The sequence below is a fragment of the Dysgonomonas sp. GY617 genome (assembly GCF_015233815.1).
GTDB lineage: Bacteria > Bacteroidota > Bacteroidia > Bacteroidales > Dysgonomonadaceae > Dysgonomonas_A.
Genome location: NZ_JADCLR010000024.1, coordinates 70,257 through 85,025, shown reverse-complemented (window position 1 = coordinate 85,025; position 14,769 = coordinate 70,257). Strand labels below are relative to the sequence as shown.

At 38.5% G+C, this 14,769-nt stretch carries 14 protein-coding genes; 3 read left to right on the top strand and 11 right to left on the bottom strand.

Annotated elements, in window-relative coordinates; all coding sequences use genetic code 11:
* Window positions 1-89: 89 nt before the first annotated feature.
* The 10 genes from ltrA to IR022_RS14475 form a co-directional block, all read right to left on the bottom strand.
* On the bottom strand, window positions 90-1,901 hold the full coding sequence (gene ltrA, locus IR022_RS14515) for a group II intron reverse transcriptase/maturase (RefSeq protein WP_194204263.1): 1,812 nt from the start codon (window positions 1,899-1,901) through the stop codon (window positions 90-92).
* A gap of 623 nt (window positions 1,902-2,524) precedes the next feature.
* Window positions 2,525-4,405: a TraG family conjugative transposon ATPase gene (locus IR022_RS14510; protein ID WP_317174081.1), complete on the bottom strand. Its 1,881-nt coding sequence runs from the start codon at window positions 4,403-4,405 to the stop codon at window positions 2,525-2,527.
* The gene (locus IR022_RS14505; protein ID WP_194204296.1) at window positions 4,398-4,733 is read right to left on the bottom strand and encodes a DUF4133 domain-containing protein; all 336 of its coding nucleotides are present in this window, start codon (window positions 4,731-4,733) and stop codon (window positions 4,398-4,400) included. Before IR022_RS14505 ends, IR022_RS14510 begins: the two co-directional genes overlap by 8 nt.
* 22 nt (window positions 4,734-4,755) lie before the next feature.
* Complete coding sequence (locus IR022_RS14500; RefSeq protein WP_194204262.1) at window positions 4,756-5,058, bottom strand: DUF4134 domain-containing protein; 303 nt, start codon at window positions 5,056-5,058, stop codon at window positions 4,756-4,758.
* A gap of 170 nt (window positions 5,059-5,228) precedes the next feature.
* A complete protein-coding gene (locus IR022_RS14495; RefSeq protein ID WP_317174080.1) occupies window positions 5,229-5,825 on the bottom strand; it encodes a hypothetical protein in 597 nt (198 codons plus the stop codon).
* Complete coding sequence (locus IR022_RS20070; RefSeq protein ID WP_242053277.1) at window positions 5,812-6,000, bottom strand: hypothetical protein; 189 nt, start codon at window positions 5,998-6,000, stop codon at window positions 5,812-5,814. The genes IR022_RS14495 and IR022_RS20070 overlap by 14 nt, the downstream gene beginning before the upstream one ends.
* The gene (locus IR022_RS14490) at window positions 5,975-6,280 is read right to left on the bottom strand and encodes a DUF3408 domain-containing protein (RefSeq protein ID WP_194204260.1); all 306 of its coding nucleotides are present in this window, start codon (window positions 6,278-6,280) and stop codon (window positions 5,975-5,977) included. Before IR022_RS14490 ends, IR022_RS20070 begins: the two co-directional genes overlap by 26 nt.
* A 17-nt stretch (window positions 6,281-6,297) precedes the next feature.
* The gene (locus IR022_RS14485; RefSeq protein ID WP_194204259.1) at window positions 6,298-6,753 is read right to left on the bottom strand and encodes a DUF3408 domain-containing protein; all 456 of its coding nucleotides are present in this window, start codon (window positions 6,751-6,753) and stop codon (window positions 6,298-6,300) included.
* Window positions 6,754-6,759: 6 nt separating this feature from the next.
* Window positions 6,760-7,515, bottom strand: a complete 756-nt coding sequence (locus IR022_RS14480) for a ParA family protein (RefSeq protein ID WP_194204258.1) — start codon at window positions 7,513-7,515, stop codon at window positions 6,760-6,762.
* Window positions 7,516-7,742: 227 nt separating this feature from the next.
* Entirely contained in the window at window positions 7,743-7,919 is a 177-nt protein-coding gene (locus IR022_RS14475) for a hypothetical protein (protein WP_194204257.1), read from the bottom strand.
* A gap of 390 nt (window positions 7,920-8,309) precedes the next feature.
* Here IR022_RS14475 and mobA point away from each other — a divergent pair, with 390 nt between their 5' ends.
* From mobA to mobC, 3 genes are read left to right on the top strand one after another with little or no spacing between them, the layout of a single operon-like run.
* Entirely contained in the window at window positions 8,310-8,741 is a 432-nt protein-coding gene (mobA, locus tag IR022_RS14470; protein WP_194204256.1) for a conjugal transfer protein MobA, read from the top strand.
* Between the two features lie 2 nt (window positions 8,742-8,743).
* Window positions 8,744-9,997: a conjugal transfer protein MobB gene (mobB, locus tag IR022_RS14465; protein ID WP_194204255.1), complete on the top strand. Its 1,254-nt coding sequence runs from the start codon at window positions 8,744-8,746 to the stop codon at window positions 9,995-9,997.
* Window positions 9,998-10,030: 33 nt separating this feature from the next.
* The gene (gene mobC / locus IR022_RS14460) at window positions 10,031-12,034 is read left to right on the top strand and encodes a conjugal transfer protein MobC (protein ID WP_194204254.1); all 2,004 of its coding nucleotides are present in this window, start codon (window positions 10,031-10,033) and stop codon (window positions 12,032-12,034) included.
* Between the two features lie 87 nt (window positions 12,035-12,121).
* On the opposite strand, the gene IR022_RS14455 is transcribed toward mobC, so the two are convergent.
* On the bottom strand, window positions 12,122-14,656 hold the full coding sequence (locus IR022_RS14455; protein ID WP_194204253.1) for a DEAD/DEAH box helicase family protein: 2,535 nt from the start codon (window positions 14,654-14,656) through the stop codon (window positions 12,122-12,124).
* Between the last annotated feature and the right edge of the window lie 113 nt (window positions 14,657-14,769).

Genomic DNA, 14,769 nt, shown 5'->3' with positions numbered 1-14,769 from the left:
GCCATACCATATTACTATGATTGGTTTCCAAGCACTCGCCTCCGAACCGTACGTACACCTTCCAGCGTATACGGCTCTCCGCCAAAGTATCAGTCTTTCTTTCCAATATCAGTCAGTTTGTGACAACTAGGACACAGTGCAATAGTTTTTCGACGTCTTGCAATCATGTGTCTTTCCCAAGGTTTCTTATTATCTAAACCTTTGAGTTTTCTCACATGATGCATATGTAATTTTATATCTGTTGCTCCGCATAACTCACATACATTTGCCTTTAGCCTATCAACCAAACTAGTTGTACTTATACTAAATGGTGCTGTGAGATTGTCCACCCATGAATGATAATTGGAGTTCTTTCGTTTAAAACCCTCATTGTAAAAGACTCTGATTTTATTTTCACCTTTCTTGTTTTTGAAGTCTACAGTAAATACATTGTTCTTCTTGTATTTACGACATATCTTTACAACAGATGTCCGATATTTACAAGCAAAAGTTTTATACATACTGTATTCCATAATGTACTTAAAGGCATTCATTACCGAACAGTTATTGGCTATTGAATAATAATTGTAGAGACCCCTGATTTCAGAGTTGTACCTATCTAAGATTTCTAAGTCGTCATTATTGATAAACTGAACACGGGCTTTCGGTTTCCATTGCTCTTTTCCATTGTGTATTTTGATTTCTAATACACCATATTCAAGCAACTTATTCTTCATAACATCCGTTGTCAGTTTTAGATACACTTTCTTGTTGAAAGCTCTCCTTATACGACCTGTTCTACTCCTTTTGGTAAGGTTGGACTTGCGAACATAGATTTCATATCCTAGAAATTTAGCAGACTTCTCGGTATGGGTAATCAGTGTTTTTTCGTCCGACAATTCAAGTTTCAGTTTGGATTGAAGAAAATTCTTTATATCCTCTTTGATTCTTGTTGCATCGTCTTTACTCCCGATTATTCCTATCAGAAAATCATCTGCGTATCTCACATATTTCATCCTTTTATAATCGCTGTCCATTTCGTCTCCACATGAGATTAAGGATCTTTCCTTGTCAAAAGCTTTGATCTGTTTGATAATGATTTTTCTATCATTTTTGTCTATTGTACTTTTTAGATTCACTACAGCGAGCCGTTTCCCATATTCATATTGAATGCGCTCTTTATTAGTTTTGCGGTTTTCCCCTTTATCGAACTTTTGGATATATTCCATCATGTATTTGTCTAACTTGTCTAAATAAATATTAGCCAATATTGGACTTACAATACCACCTTGCGGTGTACCACTATGGGTTTTATGAAACGTCCAATCTTCGATATACCCTGCATTCAGAAATTTCCTTATCAAGCGTATGAATCGTTCATCGGAGATGCGCTCTCTCAAAATATCAATCATGACATCATGGTCAATATTATCGAAGAACCCTTTAATATCCCCTTCAACAAACCATTTAGCTCCATTGAATGTCTTTTGTATATGAGCTAGTGCTGTATGGCAACTTCGTTTGGGTCTAAAACCATAAGAACAATTTTTAAATGCTCCTTCATAAATGGCTTCAAGAATCATTCTGATTACCTCTTGTACTAACTTATCGTCAAAAGCAGGTATTCCTAGCGGACGTACTTTTCCATTTTTCTTTGGTATGTACGTTCTTTTCGAGGGTTGGGGCTGATAACTCTCATCTTTCAATGATTGTATCAGTTTTTCAATTCGAGTAAGGTTCATTCCGTCAATGGTTTGATTATCAGAACCTGGTGTCATATTGCCTGGCTTTGCATAAATGCGTTGATAGGCAACATAATACATCTCTTCATTGAACAAAACACGATAGAGCCTTTCGTACTTATAGGTCGAAAGCTTGCTGTGTTTCGCAAGACTGTTTAATACTCTTTCTGAATTTCGCATAATGTCTCTCACATTTTTCGTTAATTGTATTAAAACTACTTTAGCTGCCTCCCTTCGCCATGTACAGGTCATTATCCTGCTCGGACTACTACGGAAGCTCCGTTACCACTCCAGATATTCAGGGGCAATCCCCATAGCCTTACAACTGGCACTCTGGTATAGGCAATCCCCGTTTGCATACATGAAGAACTATGAGACTATACATAGTCTCTGGCACGACAGAGTGTCGGATACGACTTTCATCCTTTACTACATATTGTAGTTGCGCTATGATTAGTTCTTGCACTTCCTCCTCAAAGACTGGAAAAAGTGAATCACAGTACGACGAGTATAGTTATCTTGACGTCGCAGGTACGCATAATACCGCTTGGATTATCGTTCAATCAATGCAGATTTTATCCTCATAACTGTCTTTTCATCTCCCCATTCAGTCGCAACCTGATAACTGGTTGACTTATGGTATTCTCGGCATGCTACACTCCCTGTCCGGTTAATTTCCCTTTCAGATAAGCCGAGTGATGATAGGTTTTTCAAAGAACACTTACCTAGTCCTTGCCAAAGGACATTTCTTATGCTGCCTTGACGGGCGCACCTTTTATGGCATCTATTTCGAAGACAATGAATCATTTAGATAATAGATCGAGCTGTTTTTCAGAGTTTAACAGGAAGTCATATTCGCCACCATTATAATAGGGCTCAAGCACATTGAGGAAGTTGGCTAAATCAAAATCTTTCTCCCTTACCCGTTTGGCATCAAGGATAGCGGCATAGTCCAATTTGACAAACTCGTAGAACGTATTGAACGATGGCAAAACCGATTCGTCTATTTTGATACGCTCTATATACAAGCTCACTGCATTGGACAGAGCTACCTCTTCCGAACGTGTTGGAGGTTCGTTATCTCGCTTCCACAAAGTCATTATCAGGGTTTTGATACTTTCTCTTTTCTCGATATCAAAGACCCCATCATCGGTATAAAATGGATTAAATGAGATGGGATTTTTTTCCGTATATGTAAAATACACCCCATCTTCCCCATTTGTACGACGATTAATGAAGTTGCAAAGCCCCTGATAGGAGTTCCCCGTATCCACAAGTACGATGTGCGTGCCCTGTTCCCAATATTGGCGACACATATGATTGGTAAAAAAGGATTTACCACTACCCGAAGGCCCCAAGATAAACTTGTTGCGGTTCGTGATAATTCCCTGCTTCATGGGTAAGTCGGAAATGTCCACATGGATGGGTTTTCCGCTTACCCGATCTGCCATCTTAATACCAAAAGGCGACGGAGAACTCTTGTAGTTCGTTTCCTCTGTAAAGAAACATAAGGCAGGTTCTATAAACGTGTAGAAACTTTCTTCACTCGGAAAATCACCCGCATTGCCCGGCATGGCTGCCCAATAGAGTGTAGCGACATCGACTGTATTGTGCCGTGGTTTACATTCCATAAGAGCTAATTGGCTACCCACATCGTTACGGATATTTTTGAGTTCTTCCGCATCGTCAGACCATGCCATCACATTGAAGTGAGCCCTGACAGAAGTAAGCCCGAAACTATGGGCTTCGTTCAGGTACTTGTCGATCCATTCTTTATTGATTTGGTTTCCTCGACTGTACTTCGATAGCGACTGCATATTGCGGGCAGATTTTTCAAACTGCCGCAGGTTCTCTGCCGAATCGTCCAGAAAAATGTATTGATTATATACATGGTTACAAGACAACAACAATCCCACGGGAGAGGCAAACGACAGACGGCAATCACTACGATCCGTAGATAGCTTTTCATATCGCATATCTGTTCCGATTGTACCGGGCAAGTCCTCCACATCCGAAATTGTATGCAGACATACTGTTTTATCGCCGATGCGTAATCCGTCTGCTCCTAACTCCAGATCCTCCAGACAAGTGGTATCTTCCAATGAGAGGGCAAAGTATTTTTCAATCAGCCCCGCCTCTTTTTCAGTTCCCGTTATCTCGTCCGAAACAATACGTGTAAGAGTGATAAATCCCGAATCGTTTAAGATCCGCTCGAACTGCCCGACTGCCTCCATAAATCGTAATGCTGTTTCCTTATTGACTTCTTTGGGGATGATGTTTCCCCGACAAAGCGATGAAAAATTGCTTTGCATACGCATCCTATCCTTTGTCGTTTTGGTCAAAAACAAAAAACAAGTATGGTTCAGAAAAGGACGTTCGTTAAAGTGACGTTCGAATGAACGGGACAGAAAACTCATATTCTCCTTATCGGTAGCAGGTTTATAGTTCTCTTTGACGAACCAATCTTGCTTATGGATAATTGAGTAATCGGGCAAAACCTTGATTGCTTTTGTCCAAGCCGAGTGTATAGCTTCGTATTCGGTATTTGTTACTGTGAACAGTTCCGGCAGATCCACACGGTAGGCTATCGTTATATCCGCATCTTTACTGATGATGCAGTCGTGTTCAACCGAAAGCAAAGGAAATTTACTTTCGATGGTAGCTGCTTTTAGTGTATTACGCATTCCAGACCTCCTTCTTTTTAGGGTATTGGAACAAGCGGCGGGAATTTTTGCGATTGATCAGAAAACGGGGATGTTGTCGTTTGGCTAGCAACTTCATGAGCCCATGTTCTCCGTATTTCGCATTCAGGTTGAAAGTCAGCCATACCAATGCGGAAGCAGCGATAACGCCAAAACCAATACATATCCACTGATCTACTCCGACCATATACATAACGACAAATACTATGAATACAGCCAGTAGACCACCTGCGAAGATGAAAAGATATTGTGCTTTCAAACCCTTAAATTCTACGCTCTTGCCAATGCTCTTGTTAATATTATACTCCATTCTGTATCGTTTTTGAAATAGATTACAGGAAGAAAGAGCGTAGAATAGTGGCAGCGACAATCAGGAAGATACACGCACCAAACCACGAAGCGGCTGTTTTAGAGGTGTCTGGGTCACCTGAGCTGAACTTATTATAGACTTTTATCCCTCCGATCAGCCCCACAACGGCTCCGATAGCATAGATGAGTTTTGTGCCCGGATCAAAGTAGGAAGTTACCATATTGGTAGCTTCGGTAATACCTCCGATACCATTACCTTGGGCAAAGGCAGTTGAAACGGCAGCCAAAACAAATGCTGCCGACAGAAGAAATTTTTTCTTTGTCATACGATTTTTTGATTAATAGTACAGGGGGTGGAATAGTCCCCTGTACTGAATGAATAATGTTGTTTAACTTTGATTTTTTAGTGGTGCGGTCATAGATCGTTTTGTTAGGCTGACGCACGCTAACCGTAATCTCTTTGCTTCATGTTCTTTTGTTTTTAGTTATTATTACTTTACGCAAATTTGCGTACATCAAATTCTTTAGGTGCTCTGACTGTTGGTTCTTCCAATTCTCCAGCTTCTTGTTGCTTTCGGTGGAAGGCGGCAAAATAGTCATCCATCAATGAGGATACGACTACTTTCTTTTTAGGTTCACCCGATACAACCTGTTCAAACATATCGGTCTTACGTATCTCGACTAATACCCGTCCGGCTTCTTCTTTTTCTTCGGATGTTGCATTATCGGGTGTTTCCACCGTCCGCACCATATTTGCCAGATTATTGAAGTCAAGCCCCGATGCCATTGCCCCCCCGGCTCTCCCTTCAGTATCTTCTTCGTCTGTTTCCTCTTCGTCTATTTCTTCTGAATCATTGTCAGGCTCAAATTCGGGGGGAGTGTTCTCAATCTCGAAATTGATTTCGTTTGAATCTTTATCTGATAAATCATCCTTAGAAAAGACTGCGTCCAGTTTATCCAAAGGGATTGCCGCCGGGGCCGTTTTTTCTGTTCCTTCGGCAAATATAGAAGCTTTTTCCGTCTCTTTTTCATTATTAATCAAGGTGGTAGCTTGTGGCAGCGAGTGGCGTAGGTCAAATTTACTTTTGCCCACGATGTCCTCTTTTGGCGCTGCACGAAACGGATTGAAAGAAGGCTTTTTTGCCGCGTTCTTTCTCCGCTTTATCATCCGCTCCCGAAACAGGTAAAGGACAAGGAAAAGCGCATACAGCAGGATGGCTGATATAATATAGTGTTTCATGGCTAAAATATATCCGTGTTTTTTTCACGGTACAGTTCGGTAATCTCATTCTGACAGGTATCAAAATGATGCTCCAATATATTGCTTAGATAGTCGAACAAGGTGTAATTATTCTCACCGATAACCTGTACAATACGCATAATACGTTCGTGAAATTCCTTTCGGATATAGACTACTTTTCGATCTCTGGTTCTACTTTGGACTTCTTTAAAAAAACAAGTTTCATATTGTTGAACAGCTGTTGGAGTCACAACATTAGAAGTCTCGCAAGGAGTCGTTCTTTTATTAATTTTCTTTCTCTTCTTCATTTTTCATTGTTTTTTGATTAAAATATTTTTTCGATATTATTATCATACAGTTCGGTTATATCTTCTTGATAGCTACTGAAATGATGCTCTAAAACATTGTAGATATAACTGAACAGGGAAACATCATTTTTGGCTATCACGTGCAATATCTTAATGATCCTTTCGTGATGCTCCTTGCAGATATAAACCGTTTTTCCACTACGTGCCGCGATAGCCGACTCATGTATAAAAAGGCTCTGATAATCAGTTTCTATCTGTACTTTCGCCTTTCGTTTCCGAGATTCCTCACGTGGAATATCTTGTTTTATTTTTGTTGCAGGAACTTGTATTGGTTCATCGATTTGCTCTTTTTGCTTAGTTACTTCTATTGGTGCAGATTCAGGAGAATAAGCCTGTAACTTGCGTTCCCTTCTGCCTGTACGTGCGATGATGTCCTGAGCGTTCAGGCTTGTATCGGTTTTCTTTTCGTCCATAGCGTGTTACTTTAAAATTTCAAGCAATTCATCTGAAAGAGCATCTATATTACTGCCTTTTACAAGAGTCTTATCCACAGGGAATAGCGTAGATCGGAACAAAGCTTTATGACTGACGGATTGTTCACGTCGGAATCGCAGGCTATTGGGTATAAATGTATTCAGGGTTGTAAATTGCAACTCGTTAATGACGGCCTCATACACTTCGTAGAGTTCGGACTTCTCCCGTCCGTCCACCAGATTCCAAAGCAGGTAGATCTCCTTAATATCAGATTTGCCACTGCCAATAATATCATCACGCACAGTTACCATGTAATCAAGTGTACTTTCCATCACTACACGATCAGCAGCGATGGGAGCAATAATATAATCCATTCGTGCAAGGGTATGGATTAAATCAACATTGTTGAGCGTTCCCGGCAAATCAAAAAATATAAAATCAAAATCACCTTGCGGGATCATATGCTCGGCATCAGCAATAGCCTCTTTGGTATTGCTCTCAATAATGGGATAGGCTTTTTTGTTTTCCAAGCGGGTAAACTGTTCGTAGAGCATCCCTTTGTAATACTCGTCACTTTCGCACATCTTAAAATCCCGCTCCCGCATATCTGCAATGGAATACTGAGGATAATCGCAATCAATCACTGCGATATTCTTTCCTTTTACATAGTGTAAAAAGGAAGCCGCTAATACAGTAAGGGTTGTCTTTCCGGCTCCACCCTTTTGGGTTGAGAATGCCACATAAATAGGTTTCTTTTTCATTTCAATTAATTTTTAAATGGTACAATCGTTTTTTCGTATAGCCGTACCCAAGGGGATACGTATATTTTTATGTCTCAACTTTCGTTCGGTGGTATATCTGTTTCCAGGTAACAACCTTTGTATAGCGGTACATACAACCAACCGTATATTGGGATATTCCTCTGTTGGGAGGTTGCAACAGGCTTACATTCTTAGGTTGGTTGCTTCGTAAATTGGTTTGTTTGATATTACTTACGATACACACTACTTATGTATCTGAAAATGTACGATCCAACCATCCTTTCATTGTACGTTTTTACCTCTGTATAATCGCACATAGATTCCTCCTTTGGTACGACTGACTGTAGGGCTCTATATCCTGCTGTACAATCAATTATCCGACAAATAAAATCTATCTTTTTCATACTTGCACTATGTTTTCTAGGGGTGGCAGCTTGTGTCTACACTTGTCTATACTTATTGATTTTCAGGTGATTGTTTCAGGATATAACTTTGCTGCATGAAACGTTATGGAGTATTCATGTCTCTTTCAAATAGAGTTCCGACACTCATAAAATGCCTGACAGAGATCAGGCTTATATCCCGAATCTTTCGGGATAGGATGATGCCCTTTACGGGCAAAAAGTATTTGCATTTGGGCAAATAGCAAGGTATGTTGAGTGCATCACAAAATGAATTTTGCAGCACACAACCCTTGCTCTTCCAGAGGGGTATTTTCCTCTCCGAAGTCGGGAAAAATGAAGACGGCATGAACCGTCCATAGCGTTCATAAACCACTAAAAAAAATCAATGTTATGAACGAAGAGAAAACAGTACCCCATAATCGGGGAAAAGGGGGCAGACCCCCGAAGAACGATCCGGCAAAGCATCGACTGACTGTGAATTTGACAGATCAGCAACATGTCGATTTTTTAGCCTTGTATGAACAGTCAGGTGTACAATCCTTATCCGGTTTTATCGCTGCCCGCATATTTGGAGATGAATTTCGTGTAGTGAAAACCGATGCTTCGGCAGTAGAATTTATTGCAAAGCTCACTGCTTTACACTCACAAATACGAAGTATCGGAGTCAATTACAATCAAGTTGTAAAGGAATTACATTCCAATTTCGGAGAGAAAAAAGCATTGGCATTGCTCTATAAATTGGAAAATGCAACCATTGAACTGGCAGGGATTGGACGGGAAGTGATGCAATTGTGCGAACAATTTAAGGCTAAACATCTTTAAAAATGGTTGCCAAATTTAGCCACGGAAGCAGTTTATATGGTGCACTTACCTACAATCAGGAGAAAGTAGACGAAGGTTTAGGTAAAGTTTTGGCTACTAATTTAGTCATCGAACCCACCGATGGAATCTTCAATGTATCCGATTGTATGCAAGATTTCGAACGGTTTATGCCTTCACATATCCGAACATCGAAACCTGTTATTCACATCTCACTCAATCCACACCCAGACGATAAACTGACCGATAATCAGCTTGCCGACATCGGGCGTGAGTATATGGAACGGTTCGGATATGGCGGACAACCCTACATGATTTTCAAACATGAGGACATTGGCAGGGAACATATACACATCGTTTCGACCCGTGTACGCACCGATGGTTCGATAATCAGCGACAGCAAAAATTATGAACGCAGCAGAAAGATTACAGACCTTTTGGAGCAAAAATACGGTCTACACTCCAAAGAGAAAAATCAAGGCGAGGCATGGCAACTTACTCCGATAGACGTTAGCCAAGGGAACTTGAAGAAACAGGTGGCAAACGTCATTAAACCGCTCTCGGAGATGTATTGCTTTCAGACTTTGGGAGAATATCGTGCTTTGCTCTTCCTATATAATATAGGTGTAGAGGAAATCAAAGGAGATAACAAGGGCAAGATGTATCGGGGATTGGTTTATTCAGCGTTGGATGATGAAGGTAAGCGTATCGGAGCACCGTTGAAATCTTCTTTATTTGGTAAGGATCACGGTTTAGATAAATTAGAAAAACGATTTGAGAAGTCAAAAGAAACAATCAAAACTACAGGCATAGCCAAACAAACCCGTGCTAATGTTTCTGCGTCCTTTGCAAATACCCGTACAGAGAGCGAGTTCCGAGCGGCTTTGCGGGAAAAAGGTATTGATCTTGTATTACGTCGCAACGATGAAGGACGCATCTACGGGGCTACATTTATCGATCATAACCAACGGGCAGTTCTTAATAGTTCTCGTTTGGGTAAAGAGTTTTCGGCAAATGTTCTCAACGAACGCTTTGCGGATAATTCACCTCATGAATATATACAAACAACAGTACCGAAACATTCCGATAATCAGCAAACAACTACCAATCAGCAACTACAATCAGCTCCTTCCGAAACGAACGATGCGGTAGGGAGCTTATTCTCTGTCTTTACTCCCGAAGTTGCGGGAACAGACAACAAACAGCCGACCTTGAAGCGTAAGAAAAAGAAGAAACGCAGGTACGGAAGGCAACAGTAAATTTAGAATTCTAACAATTAAAAAATAACAATTATGTCACAAGAAGATGATTTAAGAGGACTTGCTAAAGTCATGGAATTTATGAGAGCGATCAGTATTTTATTCGTACTGATGAATGTTTATTGGTTCTGCTATCAGGCAATACACGAGTGGGGAATCAATATTGGAGTGGTAGATAAAATTCTGATGAATTTTAATCGTACCGCAGGATTATTCAATTCTATATTGTGGACGAAAATATTTTCTGTGATTTTTCTTGCTCTGTCCTGTCTAGGTACAAAGGGTGTAAAGGAGGAAAAAATTACATGGAATCATATTTATGTATGCCTTGTATTGGGATTTGTGTTTTTCTTTTTGAACGGGTGGCTTCTTTATCTACCTCTACCTAAAATAGCTAATGCTGGTTTTTACATTTTTACTATTTCAGTTGGCTATATTTTATTATTGATGGCGGGTACATGGATGAGCCGTTTACTTAAAAATAATCTGATGGATGATCCGTTCAATTACGAAAACGAATCATTTATGCAGGAAACCAAACTGATGGTAAATGATTATTCGATAAATCTGCCAACGAAATTCTGGTACAAAAAGAAGCAATGGAAAGGATGGATAAATGTAGTGAATCCGTTTCGTGCGGCGATTGTGTTGGGTACGCCCGGTTCGGGTAAATCCTATGCCGTTGTAAACCAATTCATAAAACAGCAGATTGAGAAAGGCTACACAGGCTATATTTACGACTTCAAGTTTCCTGACCTCTCGACTATTGCCTATAACCATTTGTTAAACAACAGAGAAGGTTATGAGAAAGTACCTACTTTTTATGTGATAAATTTTGATGATCCTTCCCGTTCGCATCGTTGCAATCCAATTAACCCTTCTTTCATGGACGATATTTCAGATGCCTATGAATCAGCATATACCATTATGCTAAATTTGAATCGGACTTGGGTGCAAAAACAAGGTGACTTCTTTGTGGAATCTCCGATTATTCTTTTTGCTGCTATTATTTGGTATTTACGCATTTACAAGGATGGTAAATATTGCACCTTTCCCCACGCCATAGAGTTTTTGAATAAAAGTTACGAAGATATTTTTCCAATTTTGACTTCATATCCCGACCTCGAAAATTACCTTTCTCCCTTTATGGATGCTTGGAAATCCGGTGCTGCCGATCAGCTTCAGGGGCAGATAGCATCGGCTAAAATACCTCTGTCTCGTATGATTAGTCCGCAATTATATTGGGTAATGTCGGGTGATGAGTTTACACTGGATATTAATAACCCCGATGATCCTAAAATATTGGTAGTTGGTAACAATCCTGACCGTCAGAATATTTACGGAGCGGCACTCGGATTATATAATAGTCGTATTGTGAAACTGATCAATAAAAAGGAACAGCTCAAATCATCGGTTATCATTGATGAATTACCGACAATATATTTCAAAGGGCTGGACAATCTGATAGCTACTGCCCGAAGCAATAAGGTTGCAGTCCTACTTGGTTTTCAAGACTTTTCTCAACTAAAGCGAGATTATGGTGATAAAGAAGCTGCCGTAGTAATAAATACCGTCGGTAATATCTTTTCGGGTCAAGTGGTTGGCGACACAGCGAAAACTTTATCTGAGCGTTTTGGGAAAGTGTTGCAGAAACGCCAGTCCATGACCATAAACAGAAATGATAAATCAACTTCCATTTCTACGCAATTGGATAGTTTGATTCCTGCGTCGAAAATCTCCAATTTAACACAGGGGATGTTTGTCAGGGCGATAGCAGATAACTTTGATGAGCGAATAGAACAAAAGATCTTTCACAGTGAAATCGTTGTTGATAATGAGCGGGTAGCCACTGAAGCGAAAGCGTACAAGAAAATACCCATTATCACCAACTTTGTAGATAAGAATGGTTTAAACCGCATGAAGGAACTGATTAAGGAGAATTACGACCGTATCAAAGCTGAAGCCAAACAGATTGTTATTGAAGAATTGGAGCGGATAAAAGGTGACCCAGAACTTTGCCATTTGTTGCCGAAATAGGAATAGTTTCCACACTAAAAAACATATAAAGAAAGGTGAGACAGCCTTTCCTTATATGTTACTTTACGGTAAAATACAAACTAAAAATTATTTTCTTTCTTTTTTATAATAATCTTCAGTATAGTTATTCATTAAACTATTCATGTCTAATTTGTGGACATCAATAAACTGTTGTATTTTCTCTTCACCAAGTTCATTAATATTATATGCCGCAAACTCTTTTATAAAAGATCTAATTGAATCTTTAAGTGTTTTTAGTTTTCCTTTTCTCATTATGTCTACTTTATGGGTAAAGTCAGCTTCATATGATAGATTTTTAGTTGGAATAATTAATATTCGTTTTACTTTTGCTTCTTTCCCATATTCACTTTCAAACCATCCACAATGAGAACACATTTGTGCCGCTTCGTGCTTATTTATATTTTCTCTTGAATCGCTAACTTCACTTTTACATTCAATAAGAAAGAATCGCTCTTCAACTCCGCCCCATAAATTGTCGGGACCTTTTCTTATTTCTTTATCTGGCCTTTGGCTAATGAAACCTAACAAAGAACCGATCTCCTTTACAGCATTTTCAAACTTCTCCGAATTAACACCAAATGTAAAATCGTTAAGTATTCCATCAACAGCTAATATCAATTCTCCATAATTGGCGTATTGAGAAATCCATTCTTTAATTCGTTTTATTCGATTTTCATTAATGTATCCGATTTTTTTATATGTAATCCCGTCTTTAGGTTTTAGTAACTGCAGATTACTATCGAAAGCACTCCTTTGTATTTTATTAGATTCAATTTTACTAATAGCATATTTATACCTAGCTAAAATCTGCAAATACCACCCTCGTTCAAAATCGTCATTTATATAATTGTCTATTATTCTTTGAATTTTTTCGCATGCCAATTCATTGTTTCCACTATAACTTGCGACCTCGGCTTCCTTTTCCAACTGCAGAAGATCATAAATACGAGAGTCTTTTTCAGCTATAGTTATTTTATCCATTTCTTCTTTATAGAATTCTTTCCACCCTTCATCTCTTTGTAGGGACTGATTGATCAATGATATTAGAACTTTCTGCGCAGAATCATCGGACTTTAATTCTTCTTTAGCCATTGATACTATTTCAAACCCTAAATCAATTTGCTTTTTGGTCTGCTGAGAAAAATATTTATTGGTTTTAACACTTTTGATGAATTTAACTAGATCAGCTCCAATCAGCATTATTGCACTATAATCTTTTTCTCCTCGTACGCTTCGCCCTAACCCTTGCTCTACTTTTTGAGCTAACCGAATATTGATGACATCGCTATTAACTCTACATTGTTCTTCATATCTATCAATTAATGAGTTAAAATATGGCATTGAATCTATTATCAGAATCCGACAAGTTTCATCAGGCAAATCTATGCCATCATACCGGTTTACGACAACTAAAGTATTTTTAAATTCGCCATTTTTCAAAGAAGATATACTTGAAAATATATTTTTTGCCTGAGCAATATCAGCACCTAAATGATGGTATTGTTCGGATCTTTTATTACTAGGAACTAGAGCAACCCTGCCAAAATTCAATTTTTCATTTGGTTTACCAAAAATTGACACAATCAGATCTTTATCAAGAGAATCATCTATAAGTGAAGGAATAAGAATCATCTTCTCTCCAGACCATCTTTGTTCTGAATTTATTAATGGATTCTTTACAGCCTCAACTTTAAACCCTAACCCCTTAATAAAAAAAGAGTCATCTTGAGTTGTCGCAGACATAAGGATACGTTGATCTGCATTTGAAAAAGAGCCAAAATTTCTTATAGGAATATGATAAGGAACTATCTCAATTCCATTCCCTGTTACAAATGCTTGGCATTTTAGTATATCATTCTTAATTACAGGCCAAGTAAAAGCTAGTGCATCATCGTCTTTATACTTTGACAATAATGCAATAACCTCACTACTTTTATCAATCCATGCCCAATAAGGTATCGGCAATAGTGTGTCGTAATCACCATTAATTATATCAAGGAAACTGCCTTCTCCTTGATCTTTAAGATCTTCTTCAAATAAACTAATTATTGAAGGATATAAATCATGATCTCGTTTTAGTCGGATAGTGAAAGAATCTTTTATTGAATCAATACAAGCATGAGAATCATCAAGAATAATACAACCAACTTGAACAAAGCTATTATCTATACCAAATTTTGATTTCCCATTAAAAAGTTTCTGGATGTGTGTTATGAGAATCTTTTTACCTTCTATAAAATCATTTGGGAGTTCATTGTCACTTTGGATTTGACAAAATGGGATGCCAAATTTAGTAGCCTCTTCTGCTACTTGTTGAGATAAATATATATTAGGACAAATGAACACACTGGGACCTTGATTTTGATTGATCTTAGATTGTAAAATAAGCAATCCGATTAAAGTTTTACCCTCTCCTGTATGCAGTTTAATAATTAAATCTTTTTCTTGTTGTTTGGATTTATACCAATCTTCCAAGATTTTGTTTTGGGCTGGACGTAGTGGCCCAGTAACACTTCTTCTATCAAGATTGTTATAAATGTCTATTGGTACTATTTTTTTCTCAATATCTCCCTTACTAAGTCTTTTCTTAAAATCAACCATAATACAATGTGTGTTTTTGATATAAAATCTAAAAGTGACTAATGCTCAAAGATATATAAATTCATTCATCTGCTGAAAAAAAACTTCGACCTTTTTACTCAAAAGAGTCTCAG

Bases quoted from the DNA above. Each gene is read 5' to 3' on its own strand.
- ltrA (WP_194204263.1), bottom strand. From the start codon at position 1,901: ATGCGAAATTCAGAAAGAGTATTAAACAGTCTTGCGAAACACAGCAAG.
- IR022_RS14510 (WP_317174081.1), bottom strand. From the start codon at position 4,405: ATGCGTAATACACTAAAAGCAGCTACCATCGAAAGTAAATTTCCTTTG.
- IR022_RS14505 (WP_194204296.1), bottom strand. From the start codon at position 4,733: ATGGAGTATAATATTAACAAGAGCATTGGCAAGAGCGTAGAATTTAAG.
- IR022_RS14500 (WP_194204262.1), bottom strand. From the start codon at position 5,058: ATGACAAAGAAAAAATTTCTTCTGTCGGCAGCATTTGTTTTGGCTGCC.
- IR022_RS14490 (WP_194204260.1), bottom strand. From the start codon at position 6,280: ATGAAGAAGAGAAAGAAAATTAATAAAAGAACGACTCCTTGCGAGACT.
- IR022_RS14485 (WP_194204259.1), bottom strand. From the start codon at position 6,753: ATGGACGAAAAGAAAACCGATACAAGCCTGAACGCTCAGGACATCATC.
- IR022_RS14480 (WP_194204258.1), bottom strand. From the start codon at position 7,515: ATGAAAAAGAAACCTATTTATGTGGCATTCTCAACCCAAAAGGGTGGA.
- IR022_RS14475 (WP_194204257.1), bottom strand. From the start codon at position 7,919: ATGAAAAAGATAGATTTTATTTGTCGGATAATTGATTGTACAGCAGGA.
- mobA (WP_194204256.1), top strand. From the start codon at position 8,310: ATGAACGAAGAGAAAACAGTACCCCATAATCGGGGAAAAGGGGGCAGA.
- mobB (WP_194204255.1), top strand. From the start codon at position 8,744: ATGGTTGCCAAATTTAGCCACGGAAGCAGTTTATATGGTGCACTTACC.
- mobC (WP_194204254.1), top strand. From the start codon at position 10,031: ATGTCACAAGAAGATGATTTAAGAGGACTTGCTAAAGTCATGGAATTT.
- IR022_RS14455 (WP_194204253.1), bottom strand. From the start codon at position 14,656: ATGGTTGATTTTAAGAAAAGACTTAGTAAGGGAGATATTGAGAAAAAA.